The organism is Zhengella sedimenti (assembly GCF_046506625.1).
Lineage (GTDB): Bacteria > Pseudomonadota > Alphaproteobacteria > Rhizobiales > Rhizobiaceae > Zhengella > Zhengella sedimenti.
In genome coordinates, this window is record NZ_JBKFFP010000005.1 from 184044 (window position 1) to 209605 (window position 25562).

At 66.9% G+C, this 25562-nt stretch carries 25 protein-coding genes; 11 read left to right on the forward strand and 14 right to left on the reverse strand.

Annotated features, from left to right (window positions below; all coding sequences use genetic code 11):
- Positions 1-78 precede the first annotated feature (78 nt).
- Positions 79-1527 carry an exodeoxyribonuclease VII large subunit gene (gene xseA / locus ACLB6G_RS14800; RefSeq protein ID WP_410356968.1) on the reverse strand — a complete coding sequence of 483 codons (1449 nt, stop codon included), beginning with the start codon at positions 1525-1527 and terminating at the stop codon, positions 79-81.
- 53 nt (positions 1528-1580) lie between these two features.
- Positions 1581-2540, reverse strand: coding sequence for a LysR family transcriptional regulator (locus tag ACLB6G_RS14805; protein ID WP_410356969.1), 960 nt, complete (start codon positions 2538-2540; stop codon positions 1581-1583).
- Between the two features lie 182 nt (positions 2541-2722).
- Between ACLB6G_RS14805 and ACLB6G_RS14810 the strand changes: the two genes are divergently transcribed.
- Complete coding sequence (locus ACLB6G_RS14810) at positions 2723-3016, forward strand: DUF1127 domain-containing protein (protein WP_410356970.1); 294 nt, start codon at positions 2723-2725, stop codon at positions 3014-3016.
- 130 nt (positions 3017-3146) lie between these two features.
- Here the strand turns inward: ACLB6G_RS14810 and ACLB6G_RS14815 are convergent, their stop codons facing one another.
- From ACLB6G_RS14815 to ACLB6G_RS14835, 5 genes are all read right to left on the reverse strand, one after another.
- Entirely contained in the window at positions 3147-4061 is a 915-nt protein-coding gene (locus tag ACLB6G_RS14815) for a DUF937 domain-containing protein (RefSeq protein ID WP_410356971.1), read from the reverse strand.
- A 96-nt stretch (positions 4062-4157) separates the two neighbouring features.
- The gene (locus ACLB6G_RS14820; RefSeq protein ID WP_410356972.1) at positions 4158-5531 is read right to left on the reverse strand and encodes a glutamate--cysteine ligase; all 1374 of its coding nucleotides are present in this window, start codon (positions 5529-5531) and stop codon (positions 4158-4160) included.
- 131 nt (positions 5532-5662) lie between these two features.
- A complete protein-coding gene (locus ACLB6G_RS14825; protein WP_410356973.1) occupies positions 5663-6400 on the reverse strand; it encodes a 16S rRNA (uracil(1498)-N(3))-methyltransferase in 738 nt (245 codons plus the stop codon).
- Between the two features lie 39 nt (positions 6401-6439).
- Complete coding sequence (locus ACLB6G_RS14830; RefSeq protein WP_410356974.1) at positions 6440-7081, reverse strand: hypothetical protein; 642 nt, start codon at positions 7079-7081, stop codon at positions 6440-6442.
- 3 nt (positions 7082-7084) lie between these two features.
- Positions 7085-7735 carry a LysE family translocator gene (locus ACLB6G_RS14835; protein WP_410356975.1) on the reverse strand — a complete coding sequence of 217 codons (651 nt, stop codon included), beginning with the start codon at positions 7733-7735 and terminating at the stop codon, positions 7085-7087.
- Between the two features lie 307 nt (positions 7736-8042).
- Between ACLB6G_RS14835 and ACLB6G_RS14840 the strand changes: the two genes are divergently transcribed.
- Positions 8043-8177: a hypothetical protein gene (locus ACLB6G_RS14840; protein WP_410356976.1), complete on the forward strand. Its 135-nt coding sequence runs from the start codon at positions 8043-8045 to the stop codon at positions 8175-8177.
- Between the two features lie 99 nt (positions 8178-8276).
- On the opposite strand, the gene ACLB6G_RS14845 is transcribed toward ACLB6G_RS14840, so the two are convergent.
- From ACLB6G_RS14845 to ACLB6G_RS14860, 4 genes are read right to left on the reverse strand one after another with little or no spacing between them, the layout of a single operon-like run.
- Positions 8277-8957: a LutC/YkgG family protein gene (locus ACLB6G_RS14845; RefSeq protein WP_410356977.1), complete on the reverse strand. Its 681-nt coding sequence runs from the start codon at positions 8955-8957 to the stop codon at positions 8277-8279.
- Positions 8954-10390, reverse strand: a complete 1437-nt coding sequence (locus ACLB6G_RS14850; RefSeq protein WP_410356978.1) for a LutB/LldF family L-lactate oxidation iron-sulfur protein — start codon at positions 10388-10390, stop codon at positions 8954-8956. Before ACLB6G_RS14850 ends, ACLB6G_RS14845 begins: the two co-directional genes overlap by 4 nt.
- A gap of 4 nt (positions 10391-10394) precedes the next feature.
- Positions 10395-11162, reverse strand: coding sequence for a (Fe-S)-binding protein (locus ACLB6G_RS14855; protein ID WP_410356979.1), 768 nt, complete (start codon positions 11160-11162; stop codon positions 10395-10397).
- A 16-nt stretch (positions 11163-11178) separates the two neighbouring features.
- Positions 11179-11961, reverse strand: a complete 783-nt coding sequence (locus ACLB6G_RS14860) for an FCD domain-containing protein (protein ID WP_410356980.1) — start codon at positions 11959-11961, stop codon at positions 11179-11181.
- A 221-nt stretch (positions 11962-12182) separates the two neighbouring features.
- Here ACLB6G_RS14860 and ACLB6G_RS14865 point away from each other — a divergent pair, with 221 nt between their 5' ends.
- Positions 12183-13487, forward strand: a complete 1305-nt coding sequence (locus ACLB6G_RS14865) for a DUF3422 family protein (protein ID WP_410356981.1) — start codon at positions 12183-12185, stop codon at positions 13485-13487.
- A 35-nt stretch (positions 13488-13522) separates the two neighbouring features.
- On the opposite strand, the gene ACLB6G_RS14870 is transcribed toward ACLB6G_RS14865, so the two are convergent.
- Positions 13523-14449 carry a LysR family transcriptional regulator gene (locus ACLB6G_RS14870; protein ID WP_410356982.1) on the reverse strand — a complete coding sequence of 309 codons (927 nt, stop codon included), beginning with the start codon at positions 14447-14449 and terminating at the stop codon, positions 13523-13525.
- Between the two features lie 223 nt (positions 14450-14672).
- Here ACLB6G_RS14870 and ACLB6G_RS14875 point away from each other — a divergent pair, with 223 nt between their 5' ends.
- Genes ACLB6G_RS14875 through glcF form a run of 3 tightly spaced genes read left to right on the forward strand, consistent with a single transcriptional unit; the run spans position 14673 to position 18683 of the window.
- Entirely contained in the window at positions 14673-16127 is a 1455-nt protein-coding gene (locus ACLB6G_RS14875) for an FAD-linked oxidase C-terminal domain-containing protein (RefSeq protein ID WP_410356983.1), read from the forward strand.
- On the forward strand, positions 16124-17341 hold the full coding sequence (locus tag ACLB6G_RS14880; protein ID WP_410356984.1) for an FAD-binding protein: 1218 nt from the start codon (positions 16124-16126) through the stop codon (positions 17339-17341). Before ACLB6G_RS14875 ends, ACLB6G_RS14880 begins: the two co-directional genes overlap by 4 nt.
- Positions 17342-17345: 4 nt before the next feature.
- A complete protein-coding gene (glcF, locus tag ACLB6G_RS14885; protein WP_410356985.1) occupies positions 17346-18683 on the forward strand; it encodes a glycolate oxidase subunit GlcF in 1338 nt (445 codons plus the stop codon).
- Between the two features lie 18 nt (positions 18684-18701).
- Here glcF and ACLB6G_RS14890 read toward each other — a convergent pair whose 3' ends face one another.
- Positions 18702-19682 carry a sensor histidine kinase gene (locus tag ACLB6G_RS14890; protein ID WP_410357157.1) on the reverse strand — a complete coding sequence of 327 codons (981 nt, stop codon included), beginning with the start codon at positions 19680-19682 and terminating at the stop codon, positions 18702-18704.
- Between the two features lie 197 nt (positions 19683-19879).
- A complete protein-coding gene (locus ACLB6G_RS14895; protein WP_410356986.1) occupies positions 19880-20671 on the reverse strand; it encodes a L,D-transpeptidase in 792 nt (263 codons plus the stop codon).
- Between the two features lie 241 nt (positions 20672-20912).
- On the opposite strand from ACLB6G_RS14895, the gene ACLB6G_RS14900 reads away from it, so the two are divergent.
- The 5 genes from ACLB6G_RS14900 (at position 20913) to ACLB6G_RS14920 (ending at position 25562) form a co-directional block, all read left to right on the forward strand.
- A complete protein-coding gene (locus ACLB6G_RS14900) occupies positions 20913-21554 on the forward strand; it encodes a DNA-3-methyladenine glycosylase I (RefSeq protein ID WP_410356987.1) in 642 nt (213 codons plus the stop codon).
- 160 nt (positions 21555-21714) lie between these two features.
- Positions 21715-22191, forward strand: a complete 477-nt coding sequence (locus tag ACLB6G_RS14905) for a BA14K family protein (protein ID WP_410356988.1) — start codon at positions 21715-21717, stop codon at positions 22189-22191.
- Positions 22192-22314: 123 nt separating this feature from the next.
- Positions 22315-22782, forward strand: coding sequence for a BA14K family protein (locus tag ACLB6G_RS14910; RefSeq protein ID WP_410356989.1), 468 nt, complete (start codon positions 22315-22317; stop codon positions 22780-22782).
- Between the two features lie 166 nt (positions 22783-22948).
- Complete coding sequence (gene hisS, locus ACLB6G_RS14915) at positions 22949-24445, forward strand: histidine--tRNA ligase (RefSeq protein WP_410356990.1); 1497 nt, start codon at positions 22949-22951, stop codon at positions 24443-24445.
- A gap of 1 nt (position 24446) precedes the next feature.
- Complete coding sequence (locus ACLB6G_RS14920; protein WP_410356991.1) at positions 24447-25562, forward strand: ATP phosphoribosyltransferase regulatory subunit; 1116 nt, start codon at positions 24447-24449, stop codon at positions 25560-25562.

The following is a 25562-nucleotide window of genomic DNA, read 5'->3' on the forward strand; positions in this document are numbered from 1 at the left end:
GCGTCGACCGGATGCTCCGGCGAATGTGCGCCCACCGCCGCGAATCGTTGCCGCTCTGACCGGCCGCCGGACCGGCAATCAGAACAGTTCGCCCTGGCCTTTTGCCTGCTGTGCGGTCCGTGCCGCGCCCTTCCGCTTGCCGGTTGGTCCGGAAGGGGTGGTGCTGCCTCCGGCCGGGCCCACGGCAGCCGCCAGAAGCTGGCCGTCCTGGAACTCGATCGCCAGAGGATCGCCCGGCCGGATGCCCGCCGCGCGCGGCAGCGGTCTGCCCTCGGCGTCGCGCACCAGCGCGAAACCACGCTCAAGCGTGCCCTGGTAGGAGAAGGACCGCAGCAGGCGCCCGGCCTGCTCCAGCTGTCCGGACCGCCGCTCCAGTGACGCCGTGACCAGGCGCGGCAGCGCGGTATCAAGGCGTTTGAGGTCGCGGCGCGCCTGCGTGAAGCGGGCATCGAGCGCCTGAGGTCGCAAACGCACCGAAATCCGGTCGTAGCCCGCCTTCTTGCGTTCCACATGCACCCTTAGCATGCGCGACAGGTTGATGGCGGCCTCGTCGAAGCGCCGCCGCGGCAGAGCAAGCAACTGGTCCGCCTGGGGCAGGGCGCGTGCGGCAGCGCGTACCGCCTCGCGCTTGCGGTCCATGGAACGCCGCATGGCGCCGGACAACCGTGCCGAAAGGTTCGCCAGCGCGGCTTCAAGGTCGGCCTTCACCGGCACGGCCATTTCGGCTGCGCCCGTCGGCGTCGGCGCGCGCATGTCGGCGGCAAGGTCGATCAGCGTCCAGTCCGTTTCGTGACCGACGGCCGAGATCAGCGGGATGGCCGAGGCAGCTGCCGCGCGCACCACGTCCTCGTCGTTGAACCCCCAAAGGTCTTCCAGGCTGCCGCCGCCGCGCGCCACGATGATGAGGTCCGGCCGCGCCACCGGCCCACCCGGCGCAAGCGCGTTGAAACCGGCAATCGCGCGCGCCACTTCCGCCCCGCAGGTGTCACCCTGGACCCGCACCGGCCAGACGATCAGATGGACCGGATACCGGTCGGCGATGCGGTGGATGATGTCGCGGATCACCGCGCCGGTCGGCGAGGTGACGACGCCGATGACGCGCGGCAGCGACGGCAGCGGCCGCTTGCGCGCCGGGTCGAAAAGCCCCTCGCCGGCCAGCTTGCGCTTGCGCTCCTCCAGCAGTGCCATGAGCGCGCCGGCCCCGGCCGGTTCCAGCGTCTCGATCACGATCTGGTATTTCGACGAACCGGGATAGGTGGTCAGCTTGCCGGTCGCGATCACCTCCATGCCTTCTTCCGGCTTGAAGCGCAGCCGCTGGAAACTGCCGCGCCAGATGACCGCCTCGATGCGCGCGCGCTCGTCCTTGAGCGCGAAATAGGCATGGCCCGAGGCATGCGGTCCGCGATAGCCCGACACCTCGCCGCGAACGCGCACATGGCCGAAGGCATCCTCGACCACGCGTTTAAGCGCGCCGGAAATTTCCGAGACCGTGAACTCGGCCGCGTTGGATGATGATTCGTCTGCCATCGCCGCATTGGGCTTCGGCAGGGGGGCCGAGTCAACAGGCCCTCGCCGGATGCCTACCAGCCGGCCAGCATGTGACCGGGCCGCAGGCGCGGCGTGCGCATGCCGCCATTCGCCACCGGCAGGTCGGGCGCCGCCAGTCCCAGCGCGCCCGGAACCGACAGGTTGTCGAGGCTCTCGGAGATGTGCCTGGCCAGCGCATCGACCAGCGCCGGGTGACGGGTGCGCCCGCGCAGGATGGCGATGCCCGTTTCACCCAGCGACAGGAAGCCGTCGGCTTCGCCCAGCACCCGCATGCCGGGACGCAGCGCGCATTCGGGCAGCAGCGACACCGCCTGGCCGGACAACACCGCCGCCGCGATCACCGTTGCCGACCAGCTGTTGAAGATGAACCTGTGTTCCCGGCCCATGGCGTCCAGCACTTCCACTGCCCGCTGCCGCCACTTGCAGGACGGCCGCCCGGCCGCCAGCGGCAGGACCGGCTCCTCATGCGTGGCATGGGCGGCGGACGTCACCCAGAGCAGCGGCTCGCGGCGCACGATTTCCATGCTCCCGTCACCCTCGGTCTGCGAGATGAGCGCGATGTCGAGATGCCCGCGCCTGACATGCTCGATCAGCCCGTAGGTCGGCTCGCACATGACCGTCAGTTCGACCTTCGGATTGGAGCGCGTGAAGCGTCCGACGATCTCCGGCAGGAAACGCTCGGCATAGTCGTCCGGCACGCCGATGCGCACATGGCCCTGCAACTGGCTGTCGTCGAAGGCGGCCAGCGTCTCGTTGTTGAGCTGGACCAGCCGGCGGGCATAGGCGGTGAGCCGTTCGCCGTCTTCGGTCAGCCGGTTCATCCGCCCGTCCTTCTCGAAAAGCGGCTTGCCGACACGCTCCTCCAGCTTTCGCATCTGCATCGACACCGCCGATTGCGTGCGATGGACGATCTGCGACGCCTCGGTGAAGGAGCCGGTTTCGGCGATGGCGAGGAAGGTGCGGAGCTGGTCGAGATCGAGCGCGGCAGCCATGGCGTGATCCTATCAATGAAGTTGAAGGGTAAGATTAGAAACATTCGTTCGACTAATCAATCGCTGCAGTGCATGCTGTGCATATTCCGGAATGGCCGGTGCACACCGGCGTCGCGGGCCTTGGGTCCGCGCGCTCCATGCACTGCTGCCGTTTTTCCGGTCACCGCAAAGGAGCCCTGAAAATGACCGCCCTGCTTCACCCTGCCCATGCTTCCACCCGCCTGGCCGCCCTGACCGGCGTTGCCGCCCGTGCCGGTGCGGCCATGGCGGCGGTGTTCCGTATCTGGCGCAATCGCACCTGCCTTGGCGAACTGGCCACGCTGACCGACCGTCAACTGGCCGACATGGGCATCACACGCGGCGATCTCTTCGATGCCCGTGGCAGCCGCTGGACCGAAGACCCGACGCGCCGCCTTCGCATGTTGCGCGACGAACGCCTCACGGACGCCGAATTGGCCGCGCGCCACATTCACTGATCCCGAACCCCTTGCCGCGGGCGCTGCGTGTCCCCCATGGCCGCAGGCCGGATCCCCTCCGGCAGCCCCGCGCACCTGACCCGGCCGTGCCCCCGCGGCCGGGTCTTTTTCGTGCGCCGGCGGCCGCCGTTCAGCGCTGGCGGTCCATGCCCTTCAGGAACTGGTCGAAAATGCTCTCGACATTGCGCTGGTAATCGTCGCGCGCGCGGCGCCCGCTTTCGAACATCTCGCCGAAGATCTCGTCATACGGATTGGACGCCTTGCCCGACGTCTCGCTCGCGCCGCCGCCGCGACCTTCAGGCTGCCTATTTCCGGCCGTGCCGGCACCCTGGGCGCTGCGCAGGAAATCCTCGAAAATGCGTCCCAGCGGATTGTCGGCCATCGGGTTCTGCGGCCGTTGCTGCGCCTGCGGCTGTTGCAGGCCGCCGCCAAGCATCCCTTCGAGCATCTTGCCGAACGGGTTGTCGAACGGGTTCTGGGGCTCCGCGCGCGGTGTGCGATGCTGCTGCTGCCCGCGTGTCCACATGTCCGTGCCCTGGCGCATCATCTGCTCGATGATCTCGCCGAGCGGATTGCCGCCCGCGCCGAAGGCATTGGCGCCAAAGCCGCCCGGTTGCGCCGTCTGTCCGGTCGACTGACGGTAGAGCCCGCCCATGATCAGGTTGGCGAGAACGGGAAGCATCTGCTTGTAGATCTCCTGGCCGATCCCCGTCGCCGCTTCCGCCTGCCTGGCGATGGCGCGGCTGACCTCGGGCGAGCCGAACAGGTGGCCGAGAATGCCGTTGCCGTTCTGCACGCCCTGCGGCTGGAAGGCCGCCTGCATGTCCTCCCAGTAGCGGGCATGCTGGCCGGTCGCCAGCGCATTGAGGAAATTCGCCACGCCGAAGGGATCGGAGGCGTTGCGCTTGAGCCCTTCCGAAAAGGCCGGCATCAGCGCTTCCATGGCCTTCGCTGTCTGCTCCTGTGACAGCTGGAACTGGCGGGCCATCTGCTGCACGGCTTCGCCGTTCTGCATGTTCAGCATCATGTCGAGCAACGGGGCCATGGCAAATCCTCCTTGCCGCCAGTTTCGATCCGGCAAGGCTAGCCGGTTTGTCGGCTGTCGACAAACAGGAAGATGGTTGCAGGCACGGCTGTCAGCTCAATAGGCGTATTCGGTGAACAGCGGTTCGACCGAGTGGTCCCAGCGCGTGTGCCAGGCGGCCAGCATCTCCTGGGCGTCGGTCGTGCCCCGCGCGACGATCTCTTCCAGCGGCGCCAGGAAATGCGCCTCATCGAATCCGTCAACGTTCAGCCGGTTGCGGTTCTTCAGGCCGAGGCGCGAGATCTCCAGCGCTTCGCGGGCGACCATGTGCAGGCTCCGCCCGCCGATCCCGCTTTCCAGTCCGAGGGTCGGCGCGCTGTCGCGCAGCGCCTGCGTTTCGGCCACCGTCCAGTCCTTCACCAGCGCTTCCGCCGCGCTCAGCGCCTCGCCGTCATAAAGCAGGCCGACCCAGAAGGCCGGAAGCGCGCAGATGCGCCGCCAGGGTCCGCCATCGGCGCCGCGCATTTCCAGGAACCGCTTCAGCCGCACATCCGGAAACAGCGTCGAGAGATGGTTGGTCCAGTCGCCCATGGTGGGTTCCGGGCGCGCGATCTCGCCTTTCAGCGCACCGTTCATGAACTGGCGGAAGGTCACATGCGTTGCGTCATGGTAGCGGCCGTCGCGAATGACGAAATACATCGGCACATCGAGCGCCCATTCGGCATAGTCGGCGAAACCGAAATCGGGCGTGAAGACGAACGGCAGCAGCCCCGACCGCTGGTTGTCCACGTCGCGCCAGATGTCGCCGCGCCAGCTTTGCAGGCCATTGGGTTCGCCCTCCGTGAAGGGCGAGGAGGCGAACAGCACGGTGGCCAGCGGCTGCAGCTTCATCGAGACCTGCATCTTGCGGCGCATGTCGGTCTCGCTGTCGAAATCGAGGTTCACCTGGATCGTGCAGGTTCTGTACATCATGTCGAGGCCCTGGCTGCCGACCCTGGGCATGTAGGCGGTCATGATGTCGTAACGCGATTTCGGCATGCGCGGCGTGTCGGCCAGCGTCCATTTCGGGCTGGCGCCCATGCCGAGAAAGCGGATGCCGAGCGGCTCGGCGATCTCGCGCACCTGTGCCAGGTGGGCATTGCCCTCCCGGCATGTCTGGTGGATCGTTTCCAGCGGCGCGCCGGACAGTTCGAACTGCCCGCCCGGCTCCAGGCTGATCGCGCCCTGTCCGGTCGGCTCGACGAGGCCGATGATGTGGCCCGCATCGATGATCGGCTCCCAGCCGAGTTTCTGGCGCATGCCTTCGAGGATGGCCCGGATGCCGTTGTCGCCGCCATAGGGAACCGGCCGGTTGCCATCGACGTAGAAGGGAAATTTTTCGTGCTCGGTGCCGATGCGCCAGTCGTCCACCGGCTTGCAGCCGGCTTCCATCCAGCCGACCATGTCGGAAAATCCGCCGAGCGGCCTGTCGTCAGTGGTGTCCCGCGCCATGAAACGCATTCCTTCATTCGTGTCGCACGGTCGCGGGCGCGGCCGTCTGGTTGCGTGGCATCATTGGACGAGAATGGCGGACCGGATCAAGCGAAAAGTCCTGAACATGACGTCAACAGGAATTGATGCGTTCATGTCCAGTCGCCGCGCGCGGCCTGCAGCACGGCCATTGCCGCGACGGCTGCCGTGTCGGCGCGCAGGATGCGCGGGCCCAGCGGAATGGCGGTGACGAAGGGCAGGGCATGAAGCTGGCGGCGCTCCTCCTCGGAGAACCCGCCTTCCGGGCCGATCAGCAGGCCGAGCTTTTCCTCCTTGAGTTGCGAAAGGATGGGCAGCGGGTTGTTTCCCTCCGCCGCCTCGTCGCAGAAGACGAGCCGCCGCCCGTTTTCCCAGCCGGCCAGGAGGCGGTCGAGCTTCAGCGGCTCGCCTATTTCGGGAATGGCCAGGATGCCGCACTGTTCCGCGGCCTCCACCGCGTTGGCCCTCATCCGGTCGAGACCGGGCTTGTGCACCTGCGTGTGCTGGGTGAGGACCGGCTGGAGGACGCCCGCGCCCATCTCCACCGCCTTTTGCACCATGTAGTCCAGCCGGCCGGCCTTCAGCGGCGCGAAGCAGTAGACGAGATCGCCCGGCTCCGGCTGTGGCCGCGTCTGCACCGCCACCGTGATCGCTGCCCGTTTCTTGCCCGAGCGGGTGACATGGGCGAGCCACTCGCCCTCGCGCCCGTTGAAGACCAGCAGTTCGGCGCCGTCGTCGAGCCGCAGCACGTTGAGAAGGTAGTTCGACTGCCGCGAATCGGCGTCGATCACGATCCCGCCGGCCAGGGCGGCGTCGAGGAAAAGGCGGGGAAGCTTGTAATTGGCGCGCATCGCGGATGGATGGCCGAGGCGGCGGCCAAGGTCAAGCGGTCAGCTTTCCCGCCACACCGGCCGGTAGCCGTTTCTCAGCGCCGCCACGGTCGCCTTCGGCGTGATCAGCGTCACCGGCGCGCGCATCAGGTCCGAAAGCGCCAGCGCCGCGCCGTAGCCTGCCGGATGCCAGGGCAATGCGCGGCGTTCCCTCAGCGCATAGGCCTTGCCGCCCGATTCCACCATGGTTCCGTCCGGCAGGCCCGGCAGGTCTATGGGGGAAAGGCGCTGGGGCGCGCCGTCCATAGACAGCCGCCGCTGGCCGTGGAGAACAGCGTCCATGTCCGGGGCCGCGATATCCGGTTGGCCGGCGCCCTGCGCGAAGGCGGACCGGAAGTCTTCTGCGGCATCGCGCCGGCACAGGAAGCAGGGCCGGTGCCCGCTCGCAAGTGCCGTTACCTCGTCGGCGAAGAACAGTTCCGTCCAGCCGGCGCCCCCGTCCGGGCCGTTGCGGCCCCAGACGTCCCGCTTGCGCCCCTTGTAGTCCAGCGCACAGCAGATCCAGGCCCGGGTCGTCCAGCGCCGCCCCGTCGCCGTCTTCGTGTCCGGGTCGTGGATCACGCCGCGATTGCCGGTGAACATCCCGCGCGCCGGATCGGCGAACAGCGCGCCGAAGGGATCGACCCGGTTGGCCAGCGCCATGGCTCAGGCCGCCCGCTTGACCATCAGCGAGGCAAGGCCCGCCGAAATGAGGAAGCCAGCGCCGGTGCGGGTTGCTGCCTTCAGCACGGCCGGACGGCGGATGGCCTGGCGCGCCGACCCTGCAAGCAGGGCATAACCTGCCGCGTTCAGGATGCCGAGCAGCGTGAACACGCTCACGAAGACGGCCGCCTGCGGTGCAAACGCCTGCGAAGGCACGATGAATTGCGGCACGAAGGCCATGAAGAACACGATGCCCTTCGGGTTGAAAAGCGTGACGAGAAAGGCGTCCCGGAATACGGTCCGGTGGCGGACACCCGCGACAGGTTCGCCGGCCGCAAGCCCGGACAGGACCGGAGAAAACGGCGCCCGCCACATCTTGATGCCGATCCACACGAGATAGGCCGCGCCCGCCCATTTCACGATCGTGAACGCCGTGGCCGAGGCCGCCAGCACCGTGCCGACCCCGACGAGGGAAAGGCTGGCGGCGATGAAGTCGCCGAGCCCCACGCCCGCGACGCTGGCCAGCGCAACCCGGCGGCCGTGCGCCAGCGCCTGCGCGACCACCATGATGATCGTGGGCCCCGGGATGACAAGCAGCGCCAAGGATGCCGCGCAGAAGGCCAGCAGGATGGGCATGTCGACGGGAAAGGTCATGGTCTCTTGCTCCGCAAAGCGCCGCGCGCCCGGACAGGTTAGGACCGTGACCCGTGCGCCTGTCAATGCTGCCGGACGCCGCGCCGGGCGTTCGCGTTGCCGCAATGCAACATACGGTTCATTCCGTGTGGAGTCCGTCACAGACGGCTGGTAATCGATCGGTTAATGCAATAGGGAACCGCGCGTCGGGGCAGGGTGGCCTGTCGGCATGAATTGGAACAGTCGGGAATCATTCGCGTTGTCGAGGCAACCGAATGGTAACCAAACCTGCCGCAAGTATGACGGAAAGCAAATCGAGATGAATCCCGTGAAAGCAACTCTTCTTTCCGTTTTCGTGCTGACCGCTGCCGCGATGTGGAGCATCGGCTTCTTTGCAACCGACGCGGCGGCCGGCCGGTCCGCCGCCCATGACGGCTACGGCATCGTCGCGCTCAACGATTGAGCGGGCCGCCGATCCGCCCGTCTTTCCTGGAAAATCCGGATACTGACGGCCGAATGACCGCTCAGCCGGCCGGCTCGTGCATGGGTGCCCGCCTGCCGGTCATGTCGCCTTGCCGACCACGATGACGTGCAGCGCCTTCGGACCGTGGGCGCCGAGGATGATCTTCTGCTCCACGTCGCCCGAGCGCGACGGCCCTGTCACCAGGTTGACCGCGCGGGGCATGCCCTTGCGCGCTGTCGCCTTGCGCAGGCGCGCGAACGCTTCTTCCATCGTTCCGTCGATATCGGCGGCGTCGATCACCACGATATGATGTTCCGGCAGGAAATTGATCGTCGTCGGGTTGTCGGGGCCCGCGGTCAGCATCAGCGTGCCGGTTTCCGCGATCCCGCAAAGACCGTGGCTCACGCCGGTCAGGTCGTCGCCATCCGATGCACCGGCCTTCACCTCCAGCGAGCGCTGCTTGTCCCAGGGCATGGCCTTGAGCCGCTTGTCGGTGCCCATGCGCACCGATGCAGGCAGGTTGCGCGCGCGCAGATAGGCCGACACCGCCTTCGGCACGTCGTCGCCGGATTTCACTGTCTGCACCGTGGCCTGCACGCCTTCGGCCTTCCCGATGAACAGCTTCACCCGCTCGGCCGGGGCGATCTGCGCGCGTTGCGGCACCACGCCTTGCGGATGCCTTTTCAGCCGGTCGGCAACGGCCTTTTCCCGGTCCGACGCCGGAGCGGCCCCGGCGGCCTGCTTGCGGATGCGGTTGAGAATGGCATCGCGCGCGCTCATGGCCGTGCCTCCTGCTTCAGCGCCTCGCGCTGGGCCCATTGCTGCATGAAGGTGCGCGATTCCGGTGCCGGCAATTCGCGGTGCTTCGTCCATCCGCCGGCCAGCGGCAGCCAGGAAAACCGGCGCTTGGCCCCGCCGAAGGCCGAGAGCACGGGAATGGCGAAGGATGTGGCCAGCCGGTAGAGCCTTGGGCGCCGCGCGAAGAAGGCCCAGCCCTTCAGCCCGAATCGCTGCGTCGCCGGGTTCAGCCCGCGCTCGAATTCGCGTTCGCGCCAGTGCCGCATCATCTTCGGCAGGGGAATGCGCATCGGGCACACCGCCTCGCAACGCCCGCAAAAGGTCGAGGCATTGGGCAGGTGGCCGGACTTGTCCACACCGATCAGCGACGGGGTCAGAACCGCGCCCATGGGGCCGGGATAGACCCATCCATAGGCGTGGCCGCCAACGGTGTGATAGACCGGGCAATGGTTCATGCAGGCGCCACAGCGGATGCAGCGCAGCATCTCCTGGAACTCCGTGCCGAGCATCGATGAGCGCCCGTTGTCGAGCAGGATGACGTGGTATTCCTCCGGTCCGTCCGGATCCTTCTCGCGCTTCGGCCCGGTCGACAGCGTCGTGTAGACGCTCATTTCCTGGCCGGTCGCCGAGCGCGCCAGCACGCGCAGGATCTGCGACACGTCCTCCAGCGTCGGCACCACCTTCTCGATGGAGGCCATGACGATATGCACCTTGCCCAGCGTCTGGGTCAGGTCGCCATTGCCCTCGTTCGTCACGATGATCGACGAGCCGGTCTCCGCCACCAGGAAATTGGCGCCGGTGATGCCGACATCGGCCTCGAAATAGCGCGAGCGCAGAACGCGCCGCGCCTCGCCCAGCAGGTCCTCGGGCTGCGAAAGGTCGCGGGACGGCGGCAGGTGGGTGTGGACGCGGCGGAAATCCTCCTCCACCTGGTCCTTGTTGACATGCACAGCCGGCGCGATGATGTGGCTGGGATGCTCGCCGCGCAACTGGATGATGTATTCGCCGAGATCGGTCTCCACCGGCTCGATGCCCGCATGTTCGAGGAAATCGTTGAGACCGATCTCCTCGGTGATCATCGATTTCCCCTTGGTGACGGTGCGCGCACCGGCCCGACGGCAGATGTCGAGAACGATGCCGCGCGCATCCGCCGCCGTCTCCGCCCAATGGACATGGCCGCCGGCCGCCGTCACCGCCTTCTCGTAGGTTTCGAGATAAAGGTCGAGATGGGCCAGCGTGTGGTTCTTGATGTCGCGCGCCTGGTCGCGCAGGGCCTCGAATTCCGGCAGGCCCGCCGCCGCGGCCGCCCGTTTCTCGATGAAGCCGGAACGCACGTTGCCGAGCGCACGCTGAAGCTGGCGGTCGTCCAGCGCGGCGCGGGCATTCTTCTTGAAGGTCGGAGAGGTGATCTGCATCGCGTCAGCCTTTCCCGGCGATCGGTGGCGTATCGGTCATGCCGGCCAGCACTTCCGCGACATGGCGCACCTCCACGGGTGAGCCCTCGCGTTTCAGCTTGCCGGCCATGTTCATCAGGCAGCCGAGATCGCCGGCCAGCAGCAGCGACGCGCCGGTGGCGGTGATGTCGGCGGTCTTTCGCTCGACGATGGCGTTGGAGATGTCGGAATACTTCACGCAGAACGTGCCGCCGAACCCGCAACAGACATCCGGGTCGCGCATTTCGCTGACCGACAGGCCGTCGACGCTGGCAAGCAGCTTGCGCGGCTGCGCCTGGACCTTGAGTTCGCGCAGGCCCGAACAGCTGTCGTGATAGGTCGCCACGGCGTCGAGTTTCGCGCTGACGCTTTCGATTCCCAGCACATCGGTCAGGAAGCTGACCAGTTCGTGGCACTTGGCCGAAAAGGCGTTGGCGCGTTCCTCCCAGGCCGAATCGCCGGCAAACAGGCCCGGATAGTGCTTCTTCAGCATGGAGGCGCAGGAACCCGACGGCGCGACGACGTAATCGAAATCCTCGAAGGCGCGGATCGTCTGCTCGGCGATGGCGCGCGTGTCGGCCCTGTCGCCGGAATTGTAGGCCGGCTGGCCGCAGCAGGTCTGGGCGCGCGGCACGTCGACCCGGCAGCCGGCATCCTCCATCAGCTTGATGGCGGCGAAGCCGACGGCCGGCCGGAACAGGTCGACCAGGCATGTGACGAACAGGCCGACGCGGGGAGGGGAACTCTCTGACATGGACAAGGCTTCCGGGTTACTCGATGGGTGTCTCGCTGCGCTGGCGAAGCCGCAGGCGGGAGATGCGCTGCCAGTCCTCGGTCCGCTCGGCATCGCGCATGGAATTCTCGACATAGGCCATGTGGGCCTCGGCCGCCGCGCGCGCCGCCGCCGGATCGCCGGCCATGACGGCATTGTATATGGCCAGGTGCTGTTCCAGCAATTTGTCGCGCGCGCCGGGGAAGTTGTAGATCATGGAGCGGTTGTAGAAAACGCCGTCGGAAAGCAGGCGGTAGCAGGAACGCAGCGTATGCAGCAGGATGATGTTGTGCGCGCATTCGCCGATGGCATTGTGGAATTCCACGTCGATGGCGGCTTCTTCCTCGAAGTCGTCCTTCTGGTGTGCTTCCTTCATGCGCTCGATGATGCGCGTCAGCAGCGCCTTGTCGTCCTCCGTCGCCCGCTTCGTGGCATATTCGGCCGCCACGCCCTCAACTTCGCGCCGGTACTCGAGGTAATCGGCAATCGCCTTGCGGTGCTTGGAGATCAGTTCCATCACCGGCCCGGTGAACACCTGGCCGATCACGTCGGCGACATAGGTGCCGCCGCCATGGCGCGTGACCAGCAGGCCGCGCCCTTCCAGCATCTTCAGCGCGTCACGCAGGATCGGCCGCGACACCTCGAACTGGCGCGCCAGGTCCCGTTCGCCCGGCAGCTTGTCGCCGACCCGCAGGATGCCTTCCAGGATCAGCACCTCGATCTGCTCGACGACCTCGTCGGCAGTGCGTGAATGCTCGATCCGGGAGAAGATCTCGTTCAACGGCTTGCACCATCCCTGCGGCAATTTCGCGCGAGTCTATCGCCACGCGGGCGAAGTGGTCAATTTGTTTATCCACTTGCCCGCGATTTCCACCCATGTGCAGGAATGGTCAGCCGCTTTGCGGCACTGCGATATGTTGCTAAAGCTTCCTGGGAAAGATGCGTTTGCGCACAGGGACGAAGAAACAGGCGGCCGGCAATCGGCCGCGAGAGGGGATATCGATGCCATCTGGCTCCGAGGATCAGAACCGCATCACCGCAGCCACCGTGCTGGGCTTTCCGGTGCATTCCGGCCGCACCGCTGCGCTCGGCGAGGTTCATGCGCGTCCCGCGCCGCTCGTCAAGACGCCGCACCTGCTGATCCAGCTTGCCTTCATGACGGAAGGCGGCGCCACCGTCGACCATGCGGTCCTGGCGGAACTGTCGCGGGCCAATGGCGTCGCGCCGCCGGATCGCGGCGCCCGCCACCACACGATCCAGCGCGGCAAGGGTGCGCTGCGCTGGGAGCGCCACACCGAGTTTTCCACCTATCTGTGGAACGGTCCGCTGTCTCCAAGAACCGGAAAGCCGTTGGAAGAACCGCCCTTCGGCCCGTCCTTCGCGCTTCCGGGAGTCGTGCTCGGCGGCGTGCGTCTCGAAATCCGCAAGTGGACCGAGGCGGCCGAACGGCTGGTCGAGGGGTTCGACGCGGCGAGCCTCTGCTACAGCCTGGTTGAGAACGGACAAGCCGCGGCGATCACCGATTTCCGCCAGGATGGCGACGGCCTGACCCGCATTCTCGTGCTGGATCGCGGCCTGACCCCTGCCCGCGCCGGGGCGCTTGCCCAGCGCCTCATCGAGATCGAGACCTATCGCATGCTTGCCATGCTGGGCCTGCCGCTGGCGCAGGATCTGTCGCCGCGCATCCGCCGCATCGAGGACCGGCTTGCCGACGTCACCAACAGGATGCGCGCCCGTGGCGAGGCCGAGAGCCAGACGCTGCTCACCGAACTCACCGACCTTGCCTCCGAACTGGAGGCCGACGCGGCGGCCAGCCTCTACCGCTTCGGCGCCAGCCGCGCCTATGACGGCATCGTCAATGAACGCCTGGCCGCCATCGGCGAGCAGCCGGTGACCGGCTACGAGACGTGGAGCGCCTTCCTGAAACGCCGCATGGCGCCGGCCATGCGCACCTGCCGCTCGGTCGAGGAGCGCCAGGCCAACCTGTCGCGCAAGCTGGCCCGCGCCACGACCTTGCTCAGAAGCTGGGTGGAGGTGGACTTGCAGCGCCAGAACAGCGACCTGCTCAACTCGATGAACCGGCGCGCGCAATTGCAGTTGCGCCTGCAACAGACCGTCGAGGGCCTGTCGGTCGCCGCCGTGTCCTACTACATCGTCGGCCTGATCGGCTATCTGGCCAAGGGGACAGGGCTGCTCGGAGAAGACCTGAAGCCGGAATACGTCACCGCCGCCTCGGTGCCGGTCGTCATCCTGTTCGTCTGGTGGATGGTGCGGCGCATCCGCAATACCCACGGGGAACGCGACTAGGTCGGATATCCGCCCGCCGGACATGGATCAGCGGATCATTCGGCTGCCAGCGCGCGCGGCGTGCTGCCGTCTTCCCAGTAAGGCGCAGGACCGTAGAGTCCGGCGAGGAAGTCGATGAAAAGACGCACCTTGGCGGGCAGGAACCGCCGCGACGGATAGACCGCGTAGATGCCGACATTGCGCGAGGCGGAATATTCCGGCAGCACCCGGCGCAGTTCGCCCGACGCCAGTTCCGGGCCGACATCCCATGTGGAACGCAGCGCGATGCCGATGCCGGCCAGCACGGCCTGGCGCAGCACCTCCGAGGAATTGGTCAGAAGCGGACCTTCCGGGCGGTAGATCAGCGGTCCGTCAGGGCCTTCCAGCCGCCACGGTTCGTTGTTGTGCGCCGGAAGCACGACATGGTTCTGCAGGTCGGTGATGGATTTCGGCTCGCCATGCTTTTCCAGATAGGAGGACGAGGCGACGAGGAAGCGCTGGACCGGCGCAAGCCGCCGCGCGACGAGGCTCGAATCGGTCAACTCGGCGATCCGGATGGCGAGGTCGAAACCCTCGCCGACGATGTCCACGAATTCGTCGGACAGGACCAGGTTGATCGCCAGATCCGGATTTTCCCGCATGAAGGCCTGCAGGTGCGGCGCCACATGCATCCGCCCGAACGAGGTGGGCGCGGAAACCTTCAGCGTTCCGCGCGGCTGGGCTGACCGCCGCGACACGAAGCTTTCGGCTTCCTCGACAGCGGCGAGGATGGCCACGATCCGCTCGTAGAAGCCTTGCCCGGCCTCGGTGAGCGCGATCTGGCGGGTCGTGCGTTGCAACAGGCGCGTGCCAAGGCTGTCTTCCAGCCGGCGCAACCGTTTCGAGACGACGGCCGGCGACAATCCCATCTCGCGGCCCGCAGCCGAGAGGCTGCCCGCGGAAACGACCCGTGCGAAAATTTCATAGTCGGCAATATGGCTCATGTGAGACTCACCTGACATCTGAACCTCACTACGTTGGGGCAGAAGATCCGGATCACCGGATGCTTAAATGGTTCAGGTCGTTCCGCCGGTCACAGGTTGACGGTGGGCCGCGGCTTTTGTTCCCTCCGGGCGAAGGGGTTTCAACCGTGCGGCGGAAATCCTGTTGATTGCGCATTGCCTGCGCAAGTGGTAAACCATTTTGACCAGTTTGAGGGAGGCGCTCATGGCAGGTATCCGCTTTCACGATCCCGATCCGGCGATCCTCGCCCGGCGCGCGGAGATCGTCGCCGATCTGGCCGACCTCGTGCCGCCGGAGTGTTTCGTCGGCGATGAACGGGAACTGGTTCCCTTCGAGACGGACGCCTTTACCGCCTATCGCCGAGTGCCGCTGGCGGTCATCCTTCCTGAAACGACCGAGCAGGTCGCCCGCGTGATGAAGTATCTGGCCCGCGAGAAGGTGCCGGTCGTGGCCCGCGGCGCCGGAACCTCGCTGTCGGGCGGCGCCATTCCGCAGGAGGATGCCGTTGTCGTCGGCCTGTCGAAGATGAGCCGCATACTGGAAATCGACCTGCCGAACCGGCTCGCCCGCGTTCAGGCCGGTGTCACCAACATCAACATTTCCAACGCCGTGGATGGCGACGGCTTCTTCTATGCGCCGGATCCGTCCTCGCAGCTTGCCTGCACCATCGGCGGCAATATCGGCATGAATTCCGGCGGCGCGCACTGCCTGAAATACGGCGTGACGACGAACAACCTGCTGGGTGTGCGCCTTGTCACCTTCGACGGCGAAATCCTCGATATCGGCGCGGGCGAACTGGACGCGGCGGGCTATGACCTGCTTGGCCTTGTCTGCGGCTCCGAAGGCCAGCTTGGCATCGTCACCGAGGCCACCGTGCGCCTGATCGCCAAGCCGGAGGGGGCAAGGCCCGTCCTGTTCGGCTTCGATTCTTCCGAGGTCGCGGGCGCCTGCGTGGCCGAGATCATCGCCGAGGGGATCATCCCGGTCGCCATCGAATTCATGGACAAGCCGGCCATCGAGATCTGCGAGGCCTTCGCCCAGGCGGGTTATCCCCTGGATGTCGAGGCATTGCTGATCGTCGAGGTGGAGGGCTCGGACGCCGAGATGGACGACATGCTTGCCCGCATCGTCGCGATCGCGCGGCGCCACGGCGTCAGGACGGTCAAGGAAAGCCAGTCGGCGCTGGAGGCCGCGCTCATCTGGAAGGGCCGCAAGTCGGCCTTCGGAGCGACCGGGCGCATCGCGGACTATATCTGCATGGATGGGACCGTGCCGCTCGGCCAGCTTTCGCATGTGCTGCGCGAGACCGACGTGATCGTCAAGAAATACGGCCTGCGGGTCGCCAATGTCTTTCATGCCGGCGATGGCAACATGCATCCGCTCATCCTTTATGATGTCAACGACCCGGAAGAGGCCGCGAAGGCGGAAGCGGCGGGCATGGACATCCTGCGCCTTTGCGTCGATGCGGGCGGCTGCCTGACCGGCGAGCACGGTGTCGGCATCGAGAAGCGCGACCTGATGCGCCACCAGTATGGCGAGGCCGATCTCGTCCAGCAGCTTGCCGTGCGCGATGCCTTCGATCCCCAGCGCATCATGAACCCGTCAAAGGTCTTTCCGCTCGACATGACGAAGGCGGGCGCGAAGGGAAAGGCCGCATGAGCACGACGCATTGTCCCGCCAGCGAGGCCGAGGCCGCCGGCATCATCCGCGACGCCTGCCAGGCGCGCACGCCGCTGGCCATCGAGGGCGGCGGCACGCGCTCGGGCATCGGCCGGCCGGTGCAGGCCTCCGCCACGCTGTCCTCCCGCGCGCTCACCGGCCTCGCCGAATACAATCCGGCCGAAATGGTCATCACCCTTGCCGCCGGTACGCCGCTGGACGAGGTGGAACAGGCCCTGGGGCGGGCCGGCCAGCGCTTTGCCTTCGAACCGGCCGACTACCGCGCGCTGTTGGGATCCGGCGGCGAGCCCACAGCCGGCGCGCTGGCTGCGGCCAACATTTCCGGTCCGCGGCGTTTCGTGGCCGGTGCGGCGCGCGACGGCCTGCTCGGCGTGCGCTTCGTCAATGGCGCGGGCGAGGTCATCCGCAATGGAGGCAAGGTGATGAAGAACGTCACCGGTCTCGACCTCGTCAAGCTGATGGCCGGTTCATGGGGCACGCTCGGCTTCCTCACGCAGGTCACGTTCAAGGTCCAGCCCGTGCCGGAAACCGAAATGACGCTGGCCCTGCGCGGCCTGCTCGACGCCGATGCCGTCAATGCGCTGGCACACGCCATGGCGACGAGCGCGGAAGTGTCCGGCGCCGCGCATCTGCCCGAACTGGTGGCGCAACGGGTCCTGGACGGCGCGCTTGGATCGGCCCCGGCCACGCTGCTGCGCCTCGAAGGCTTCGGCAAATCGGTGCGCATCCGCGCGGACAAATTGAAGGCGCTGCTGGGCGGCATGGGCGAGATCGAGGAAATCGAAGCGGAACGGTCGCGCGCCCTGTGGAAGGATGTCCGCGACGTGGCCCCCTTTGCCGGCGGCGGCGAGGACAAGCCGGTCTGGCGCATCTCGATGAAGCCCTCTCAGGCGCACCATGCCGTGATGGCACTGCGCATGGAAGCCGGCGCTTCCGCCTTCTATGACTGGCAGGGCGGCCTTGCCTGGGTGCAGATGGAGGGCCTGGACCCGCAGGACGACGCGGTGCGCGCCGCTGTCTCCCGCTTCGGCGGCGGTCATGCCACGCTGATTCGCGCCAGCGCCGCCGCTCGTGCCACCATTCCGGTCTTCCAGCCGCTGACCCCCGCTGTGGCCGCGTTGTCCAGGCGGATCAAGGACACCTTCGACCCCGCCGGCATTCTCAATCCGGGCCGCATGGCCGCGGGAGCCTGACACGATGCAGACCAATTTCACGCCCGAGCAATTGCAGGACCCCGGCGTCGCCGAGGCCGAATCCATCCTGCGCAAATGCGTCCATTGCGGCTTCTGCACCGCCACCTGCCCGACCTATGTCACGCTTGGCAACGAACTCGACAGCCCGCGCGGGCGCATCTATCTCATCAAGGACATGCTGGAGAACGACCGGCCTGCGGACAAGCAGGTGGTCACCCATATCGACCGCTGCCTGTCCTGCCTCGCCTGCATGACCACATGTCCGTCGGGCGTCGACTACATGCATCTCGTCGACCATGCCCGCGCCCATATCGAGAAGACCTACAGGCGCCCGCTCCACGACCGGATGATCCGCGCCATGCTGGCCATGGTGCTGCCGTATCGCGGGCGTTTCCGTGCCTCGCTGAAACTGGCCAGGCTGGGCCGGCCCTTCGCGCCCGTCTTCGAACGGATCGGCCCCTTGAAACCGTTGGCGGCCATGCTGCGCCTGGCGCCGAGATCCGTCGCCGGCCACGCGCCTTCGGCATTGCCGGGGCCGCGCCCGCAGCGTGGCGCGAAGCGCGGCCGCGTCGCCATCCTGTCGGGCTGCGCGCAACCCGTTCTGGACCCCGGCATCAACCAGGCCGCCATGGACCTGTTGAACCGCTTGGGCGTCGAGGTCTTGGTGCCGAAGGGCGAGGGCTGCTGCGGGGCGCTGGTCCATCACATGGGCCGCGAGGAACAGGCTTTCGAACAGGCCCGGCGCAATGTCGAAGCCTGGTGGCGGCTCATCGAGGATGGCGGGCTTGACGCCATCATCATCACCACGTCGGGCTGCGGCACGACCGTCAAGGATTATGGCCACATGCTGCGTCACGATCCGGCCTGGGCGCAGAAGGCGGCGAAGGTCTCTGCGCTGGCGAAGGACGTGACCGAATATCTCGCCACGCTCGATCTGCCCGATCCGGTCAACGCCACGGGCCTGACGGTCGCCTATCATTCGGCCTGCTCCATGCAACACGGCCAGAAGATCACGGCCCAGCCGAAAATGCTCCTGAAAAAGGCGGGCTTTACCGTGAAGGACCCGGCGGAGGGGCATTTGTGCTGCGGTTCGGCCGGCACCTACAACATCATGCAGCCCGACATAGCCGCCACCCTGAAGGCGCGCAAGGTGAAGAACCTGAAGGCCACCAGGGCCGAGGTGATTGCCGCCGGCAATATCGGCTGCATCACCCAGATCGGCGACGCTGCCGGACTGCCCGTCATCCATACGGTCAAGCTGCTGGACTGGGCCTGGGGCGGGGAAAGGCCGCCAGGGGTGCCGGAAGGCCGGCCGAAGAAGGACCTGCTTGCCGCCGGCTAGCCGCTCTTGCCGTGAAGGTTACCCATTGAAGGTGATCGTGAACGTGGTGCCGCCGGGCCCGGATGTCCGCTCGACGGTCCCGTTGCCCTGCTGCGCCAGCGCCTCGATCAGGCGCATGCCGAGGCCGGGCTTGCCACCGTGTCCGCCCTCATCGGCGATGCCGTGGCCATTGTCGGATATCGCAAGGACCTGACGCCCGTTTTCCGGACGGAAGCGCACCGTGATGCGGCCCTTTCCCTCGCCGAAGGCATGCTTGATGCTGTTGGTGGCCACCTCGTTGACGAGCAGGCCGATGACGATCGCCTTGTCGCGGTTGATCGGCAGGCGCTCGGCATCGCAGGAAAAGGCGATGCGGCGGTCCGCCGTCGCCGTCTCCTCCAGTGCGGCGCACAGGTCGCGCAGATACTCGTCGATATGCACCGATCCGGTATCGTCGAACTGGAACCGCAGATAGCCGTAGGCCCGCGCATAGCTCTCGATCCGCCCGAGCGCGGCCTGCAGCAGCGCCTTGGCCTCGGGTGCCGCATCGCGCATCTGCATGCGCATGATGGAGGCAATCGAAGCGAAGCTGTTCTTGACCCTGTGCTCCAGTTCCACCAGCAGCATTTCCCGGTCATGCAGCGCCTTGCGCGCGGCGCGCCGGAAGATCTCGGCCAGCAGCACCGACAAATAGCCCGACGCCAGGTTGACGAAGACCCGCGGGCCGTCGCTGAGGTCCTGCAGCGAGAAACTGCCGGCGACGGGCAGCACGAAATACCAGGCATGCAGCCCGGCGATCGTCTGGCAGACGATGCCGGCCGCGAGGCCGCCGAAAAGCGTGGCGATGAGAACCACAGGCACCGCCAGCGCGAAGGGTCCGGCACCGGGCAGGTACACGTCTGTGAGCATGCGCAGGCCGACCGCCACCACGCTGCACAGCAGGCCGAAAAGCCCGGCGCTCAGCGGGGCAGGAAGCGGTCTGGCGAGTTCGGTTATGTCAATGCGGGCGAGGCGGTCCAGGGAGGTGGCTCCAGTCGGTCTGTTGACGGAAGCATATCAGCGAACCCTGATGCGGCAAGCGGTCGACGGGGTGCTCTTGCGTCATCCGGCCCCAAGATGGACGGCGCGGAGAATGTCTCCCCGCGCCGTCGTGCCGAATGGGGCCGGCGGCGTATGTGTCCCCCGCCGCTGGCCCGTCCCTCTCCGGCAAATGTGATTTACCGGACCACGACCTTCGTGCCCACGCCAACGCGGTTGTAGAGGTCGATGACATCCTCGTTGCGCATGCGGATGCATCCCGACGAGACGTTCTGGCCGATGGTCCAGGGAGCGTTGGTGCCGTGAATGCGGTAGAGCGTCGAACCGAGATAGAGCGCGCGCGCGCCCAGCGGATTGGCCGGCCCGCCTTCCATGTGAACGGGCAGGACGCGGCCTTCCTGGCGCTTGACCCGTTCGATCATTTCGGCCGGCGGCCGCCAGTCCGGCCATTCGCGTTTCATGGTCACCTTGTGCGTGCCGGCCCATTCGAAGCCGGGCTTGGCCACGCCCACGCCGTAGCGCCGCGCCATGCCGCCCGGCTGGACGAGGTAGAGAAACCTGTTTTCCGTGTCGATCACGATGGTGCCCGGTTTCTGCGGCCCGTCATAGGACACGTCCTGCGGCAGGTAGATCGGATTGATCGTGCGCTTGGGCTGGGAGGGCAGGGGCCGTGCCGCATAGGCCGCCGTGCGGACCTGGCTGTCCACGACGCTGCGCTGGACCGGGCGCTGGCGGACGACGCGCTTGGCAGGCGGCGCCACGCGTACCGTCACGCCCGATGGCAGGCTCCGGTACTGTCGTGCCGGACGCGCGCCGACCGGCGCCCGTTGCAACTGCATCACCCAGGGGGCCGACAGGTCGGGACTGACCACCACCGGGGGCCGGCTGCCATAGCGGCCGTCGGCCAGGGCCTGCCCGGCGGCCAGCATGCTAAGGCATGTGGTGCAGGCAAGAAGAAGGGATTTCAGCATCGGACGTGTTCTCCGGCTCGTTCGTCACAGGGGCTCGCCCGGCAGCAGGCGTCAGCAGGCGCCATGCCGCACGGTTGACGCGATCCTGTGCCCGTGGCGGAGTCGGAAAGGTGAATCGGTTTTCATAAAATGCGATTCGGAGGCGAAACCTTCCGGTGTGGTTACCGGCGGCTTCAGGAAACTGGTGAATCGCTCATGAATCCGGCACCAGGGCCGGTTAACGCGGGGAGACATGGGGTCGATGGCGGATGAACGGGACGGCCTTCTGGCCGGGCCGGACGGCAAGCCGCGCTGCTTCTGGCACGGCGGGCTGGACGATTACGTCAGGTATCACGACGCGGAATGGGGCTATCCCGTCGCCGACGATATCCGCCTGTTCGAGAAGATCTGCCTCGAAGGATTTCAGTCCGGCCTGTCCTGGCTCACGATCCTCCGCAAGCGGGAGAATTTCCGCGCCGCCTTCGCCGGTTTCGACTTCTCTCGCGTCGCGCGTTTCGGCGAGGACGACATCGTCCGCCTCCTGGCCGACAAGGGCATCGTGCGCCATCGCGGCAAGATCGTCTCGACCATCAACAATGCGCGCCGGGCCGAGGAGATGAAGGCCGAGTTCGGCTCGCTTGCCGCCTATTTCTGGCGTTTCGAGCCCGAACCGGGCGACCGTCCGGACCGGGTGACCCGCGCAGCGCTCGTGGCCAACCCGCACACGGAAACCTCGCGCCGTCTTTCGAAGGATCTGAAGAAGCGCGGCTGGACCTTTGTCGGCCCGACCACCGTCTATGCGTTCATGCAGGCCATGGGACTGGTCAATGACCATGTCGAGGGCTGCTGCTGCCGTGACGCCGCGGCATCGGCACGCGCGCGCTTCGTTTCGCCCGCCCGCTGAGCGGCCTTTTCCGCCGCGCCCGTCCGGCAGGCCGGTCGCGGTGTGACCTTCGTTACAGTGCGTCTGGCATTGAGTATTTTGCCGCATACTTCACGGTTCGCTGTTTCCGAAGTCCTGTGCTAACATTGCTTGCAAGGGACGTGTTGAACAGGAGATCAGAATGACGAGAAGAACAGGTTTGATTGCATCGGCGCTTGCCGCCGCAGTCATGACATTCGCGCCGATGGCCCCGGCCAGCGCCGTTCCGGCGATCCCGCTGAGCGCGCAGAACAGGGTGACGTCCTCCGATGTCACCCCGGTGCAGAACCGCTCCATCGATGCCATGCGTGAGGCTCGTCGCAACCAGTGGCGCATGTATCGCGGCCATGGTTATTACGGCCGCTATCGCGGTTCCAGGCACTATCGGCCCGGCTGGCGCCGTCACAATGGCTGGTGGTTCCCGCCCGCCGCCTTCGCCCTGGGCCTGGCGCTCGGCGCCGCTCCGCGCTATGCCGAACCGCCGCGCCGCTACCGCGATCTACCGCGTGAGCATTATCGCTGGTGTGACCGGAATTACCGGACCTACCGGTTCTCCGACAACACCTACATTCCGCGCCGCGGTGTCCGCGCCCAGTGCCGTTCGCCCTACTGGCCGTGATGCCGGCAAGCGGATAGATGCATGAACGCATTGCCGGCGCGGCTGCATGGCGGCGCCGGCAGGAACATTTGTCGTGCGGGTGGCGTTTCGTCTCGCGAGGGACGAGCAACCCAGGAGCACGACATGACAGGAAGATCCGGTTTTTTCGCATCCATGCTGGCCGCGGCCGCGATGACCATCGCGCCCATGAGCCCGGCCCTGGCTCTCCCGATGGTTTCCCAGGTCCCCACGACGTTCCAGTCAGCCGGTGACGTGACCAAGGTGCAGGACCGCCGTGACCGCCGCCGCCACTTGCGCCGGCATTTCCGCCGTCACGATGACCGGGCATGGCTGCACGGCCATCGCGGCCGCCGGCACCATCGCCGGGGCTGGCGTGAATACAATGGCTGGTGGTTCCCGCCCGCCGCCTTCGCCCTCGGCCTGGCTTTGGGCAACGGGCGCCGCCATGCCGACCCGCCGCGCCGCTACCGTGACTACTCGCGTGCCCACTATCGCTGGTGCGACCGCAAGTACCGGTCGTACAGGCATTGGGACAATACCTACCAGCCCTATGAGGGGCCGCGCCGTCAGTGCTGGTCGCCCTACAACTGACGGTCCTTTGAACTGACGTCGACGATGAACCCGGCCGCTTTCGGCCGGGTTTTCGGCCTTGGCTACGGAAACGCCCGGCCGCCCGCCAGCCCGCCCTTGCCGCATATCCCCTTGTCGGTTAGGAGAAACCCGGTTTTTCCGTTTCCCGCCGCTTGGGGCCGTTTCCATGTCTGAGAAGAAGAACAAGAAGCCGCAGAAGCTGAAGGCGCGCCTGCCGCGCGGCTTTGTCGACCGCTCGCCGGAGGATATCCGCGCCACCGACGAGATGATGGCGAGGATACGCGCCGTCTACGAGCGCTACGGTTTCGATCCGCTCGAGACGCCGATGTTCGAATATACCGACGCGCTGGGCAAGTTCCTGCCCGACAGCGACCGGCCGAACGAGGGTGTGTTCTCGCTGCAGGACGACGACGAGCAATGGCTGAGCCTGCGCTACGACCTGACCGCGCCGCTGGCCCGCCATGTTGCCGAGAACATCAACGAAATCGCGCTGCCCTACCGCACCTACCGCGCCGGATGGGTCTTCCGAAACGAGAAGCCGGGCCCCGGCCGCTTCCGCCAGTTCATGCAGTTCGACGCCGATGTTGTCGGCGCGCCGGGCGTCCAGACCGATGCCGAGATGTGCATGATGATGGCCGACGCCATGGAGGCGCTCGGCGTGGCGCGCGGCGACTATGTCATCCGCGTCAACAACCGCAAGGTGCTCGACGGCGTGCTGGAGGCCATCGGCCTTGGCGGGGACGGGAATGCCGGGCGCCGCCTCACCGTTCTGCGCTCCATCGACAAGCTGGACAAGTTCGGTGTCGAGGGCGTGCGCCTGTTGCTCGGTCCCGGCCGCTGGGATGGCGGACGCGAAGGCGAGGGCGATTTCACGCCCGGCGCCGGGCTGGACGAGTCGCAGATCCGGACGGTGCTGCGCGGGATCGGCTTACTGACCGACGATGCCGGCGAATATCCGGCCTCGCAGGCCTATGCCCATGGCATGTCGGAACTGGTGATGATCGAGAAGCTGGTCCAGGCCGCAGGCTACGGGCCGGACCGTATCCGGATCGACCCCTCCGTCGTCCGTGGGCTGGAATACTATACCGGCCCGGTCTACGAGGCCGAACTGACCTTCGACGTGGTCAACGAGAAGGGCGAGACGGTGCAGTTCGGTTCGGTCGGCGGCGGCGGGCGCTATGACGGCCTCGTCAAGCGCTTCACCGGGCAGGACGTGCCCGCAACCGGCTTTTCCATCGGCGTCTCGCGCCTCATGACGGCGCTGAAGAACCTCGGCAAGCTGGGCCGCACGCCGGTCGTCGCGCCCGTGCTCGTCACCGTGATGGACGGCGACACGGAGGCGCTCGGCCGCTACCAGAAAATGGTCCAGGACCTGCGCGCCGCCGGCATCCGCGCCGAGATGTACCAGGGCAACTGGAAGAAGTTCGGCAACCAGCTCAAATATGCCGACAGGCGCCATTGCCCCATCGCCATCATCCAGGGCTCCGACGAGCGCGAGAAAGGCATCGTCCAGGTCAAGGACATGATCGAGGGGCGGCGCCAGGCCGAGGCCATCGCTTCCAACGAGGAATGGCGCGAGGCCCGCCCCGGCCAGTTCGAGATCGCCGAGGCCGATCTGGTGGCCGAGGTGCGGAAGCTGCTGGCCGCGCAGGCGGAAGGCTGACATGACGCCGCGCTTTCCGTCCAGTTCCCGCGACATCCTTGCCCTGTTCGAACAGCGCGGCGCGCAAGCCGTGGACGTCCCGGTCATCCAGCCGGCCGATCCCTTCCTCGACATGGCCGGCGAGGACCTGCGCCGGCGCATCTTCCTGACCGAGAGCGAGACCGGCGAAAGCCTTTGCCTGCGCCCCGAATTCACCATTCCGGTCTGCCGCATGCATATCGAGGCGGGGGAGACGGGGCATCGCCGCTATGCCTATCTGGGCGAGGTGTTCCGCCAGCGCCGCGAGGGCGGCAACGAGTTCTTCCAGACCGGCATTGAGGATCTCGGCGATCCGGACACCAACAACGCCGACGCCCGCTCGCTCGCCGATGCGCTGGCCATGGTCGGGATGTTGATGCCGGGCCGGGACCTTTCTGTTTCCATGGGCGACCAGGCGGTCTTCGAGGCCGTGCTCGCGGCCCTTGGCCTGCCGCGCGGCTGGCAGCAGCGCCTTGCCCGTGCCTTCGGCGCGCCGGAGCAACTGGCCGCCGCGCTTCAGGCCCTCTCGTCGGGCAGTGCCGCCTCCGCCTTGCAGCCGCCGCTGGCCGAACTTGTGGAACGCGGTGACCGCGAGGCGCTGGAGGAACAGGTCAAGGCGAGAATGGCCGAAACCGGCATTTCGCCGTCCGCCGGCCGCTCGCCCGCCGAGATCGCCGCGCGGCTGATCGACAAGGCCCGGCTTGCCTCCACACGGCTGGCGCCTGAGGCCTTTGCCGCGCTGCGCGAATTCCTCGCCATCGGCGCGCCGCTGTCCCAGGCGGCCGGTGCCCTGCAGGCTTTTGCCGGCAAGGCGGGGCTGGAGATCGGTCCCGCGCTCGCCGCCTTCGATGCCCGCGTCGCGGCCATCGCCAATGCCGGGCTGGATACCGGGGCCATCAGGTATGACGCCGGTTTCGGCCGCCCGTTGGATTACTATACCGGGCTGGTCTTCGAGGTGCATGCGCCCGGTCTTGACAAGCCTCTTGCCGGTGGCGGGCGCTATGATCGCCTGCTGACGCTTCTCGGCGCATCCGATCCGATCCCCGGGGTCGGATTCTCCGTCTGGCTCGACAGGGCCGACAAGGCGAGGGGGAACTGA

What these genes read in the sequence shown, in the direction of transcription:
- xseA (WP_410356968.1), bottom strand. Translation starts at nt 1,527, where the DNA reads ATGGCAGACGAATCATCATCCAACGCGGCCGAGTTCACGGTCTCGGAA.
- ACLB6G_RS14805 (WP_410356969.1), bottom strand. Translation starts at nt 2,540, where the DNA reads ATGGCTGCCGCGCTCGATCTCGACCAGCTCCGCACCTTCCTCGCCATC.
- ACLB6G_RS14810 (WP_410356970.1), top strand. Translation starts at nt 2,723, where the DNA reads ATGACCGCCCTGCTTCACCCTGCCCATGCTTCCACCCGCCTGGCCGCC.
- ACLB6G_RS14815 (WP_410356971.1), bottom strand. Translation starts at nt 4,061, where the DNA reads ATGGCCCCGTTGCTCGACATGATGCTGAACATGCAGAACGGCGAAGCC.
- ACLB6G_RS14820 (WP_410356972.1), bottom strand. Translation starts at nt 5,531, where the DNA reads ATGGCGCGGGACACCACTGACGACAGGCCGCTCGGCGGATTTTCCGAC.
- ACLB6G_RS14825 (WP_410356973.1), bottom strand. Translation starts at nt 6,400, where the DNA reads ATGCGCGCCAATTACAAGCTTCCCCGCCTTTTCCTCGACGCCGCCCTG.
- ACLB6G_RS14830 (WP_410356974.1), bottom strand. Translation starts at nt 7,081, where the DNA reads ATGGCGCTGGCCAACCGGGTCGATCCCTTCGGCGCGCTGTTCGCCGAT.
- ACLB6G_RS14835 (WP_410356975.1), bottom strand. Translation starts at nt 7,735, where the DNA reads ATGACCTTTCCCGTCGACATGCCCATCCTGCTGGCCTTCTGCGCGGCA.
- ACLB6G_RS14845 (WP_410356977.1), bottom strand. Translation starts at nt 8,957, where the DNA reads ATGAGCGCGCGCGATGCCATTCTCAACCGCATCCGCAAGCAGGCCGCC.
- ACLB6G_RS14850 (WP_410356978.1), bottom strand. Translation starts at nt 10,390, where the DNA reads ATGCAGATCACCTCTCCGACCTTCAAGAAGAATGCCCGCGCCGCGCTG.
- ACLB6G_RS14855 (WP_410356979.1), bottom strand. Translation starts at nt 11,162, where the DNA reads ATGTCAGAGAGTTCCCCTCCCCGCGTCGGCCTGTTCGTCACATGCCTG.
- ACLB6G_RS14865 (WP_410356981.1), top strand. Translation starts at nt 12,183, where the DNA reads ATGCCATCTGGCTCCGAGGATCAGAACCGCATCACCGCAGCCACCGTG.
- ACLB6G_RS14870 (WP_410356982.1), bottom strand. Translation starts at nt 14,449, where the DNA reads ATGAGCCATATTGCCGACTATGAAATTTTCGCACGGGTCGTTTCCGCG.
- ACLB6G_RS14875 (WP_410356983.1), top strand. Translation starts at nt 14,673, where the DNA reads ATGGCAGGTATCCGCTTTCACGATCCCGATCCGGCGATCCTCGCCCGG.
- ACLB6G_RS14880 (WP_410356984.1), top strand. Translation starts at nt 16,124, where the DNA reads ATGAGCACGACGCATTGTCCCGCCAGCGAGGCCGAGGCCGCCGGCATC.
- glcF (WP_410356985.1), top strand. Translation starts at nt 17,346, where the DNA reads ATGCAGACCAATTTCACGCCCGAGCAATTGCAGGACCCCGGCGTCGCC.
- ACLB6G_RS14895 (WP_410356986.1), bottom strand. Translation starts at nt 20,671, where the DNA reads ATGCTGAAATCCCTTCTTCTTGCCTGCACCACATGCCTTAGCATGCTG.
- ACLB6G_RS14900 (WP_410356987.1), top strand. Translation starts at nt 20,913, where the DNA reads ATGGCGGATGAACGGGACGGCCTTCTGGCCGGGCCGGACGGCAAGCCG.
- ACLB6G_RS14905 (WP_410356988.1), top strand. Translation starts at nt 21,715, where the DNA reads ATGACGAGAAGAACAGGTTTGATTGCATCGGCGCTTGCCGCCGCAGTC.
- ACLB6G_RS14910 (WP_410356989.1), top strand. Translation starts at nt 22,315, where the DNA reads ATGACAGGAAGATCCGGTTTTTTCGCATCCATGCTGGCCGCGGCCGCG.
- hisS (WP_410356990.1), top strand. Translation starts at nt 22,949, where the DNA reads ATGTCTGAGAAGAAGAACAAGAAGCCGCAGAAGCTGAAGGCGCGCCTG.
- ACLB6G_RS14920 (WP_410356991.1), top strand. Translation starts at nt 24,447, where the DNA reads ATGACGCCGCGCTTTCCGTCCAGTTCCCGCGACATCCTTGCCCTGTTC.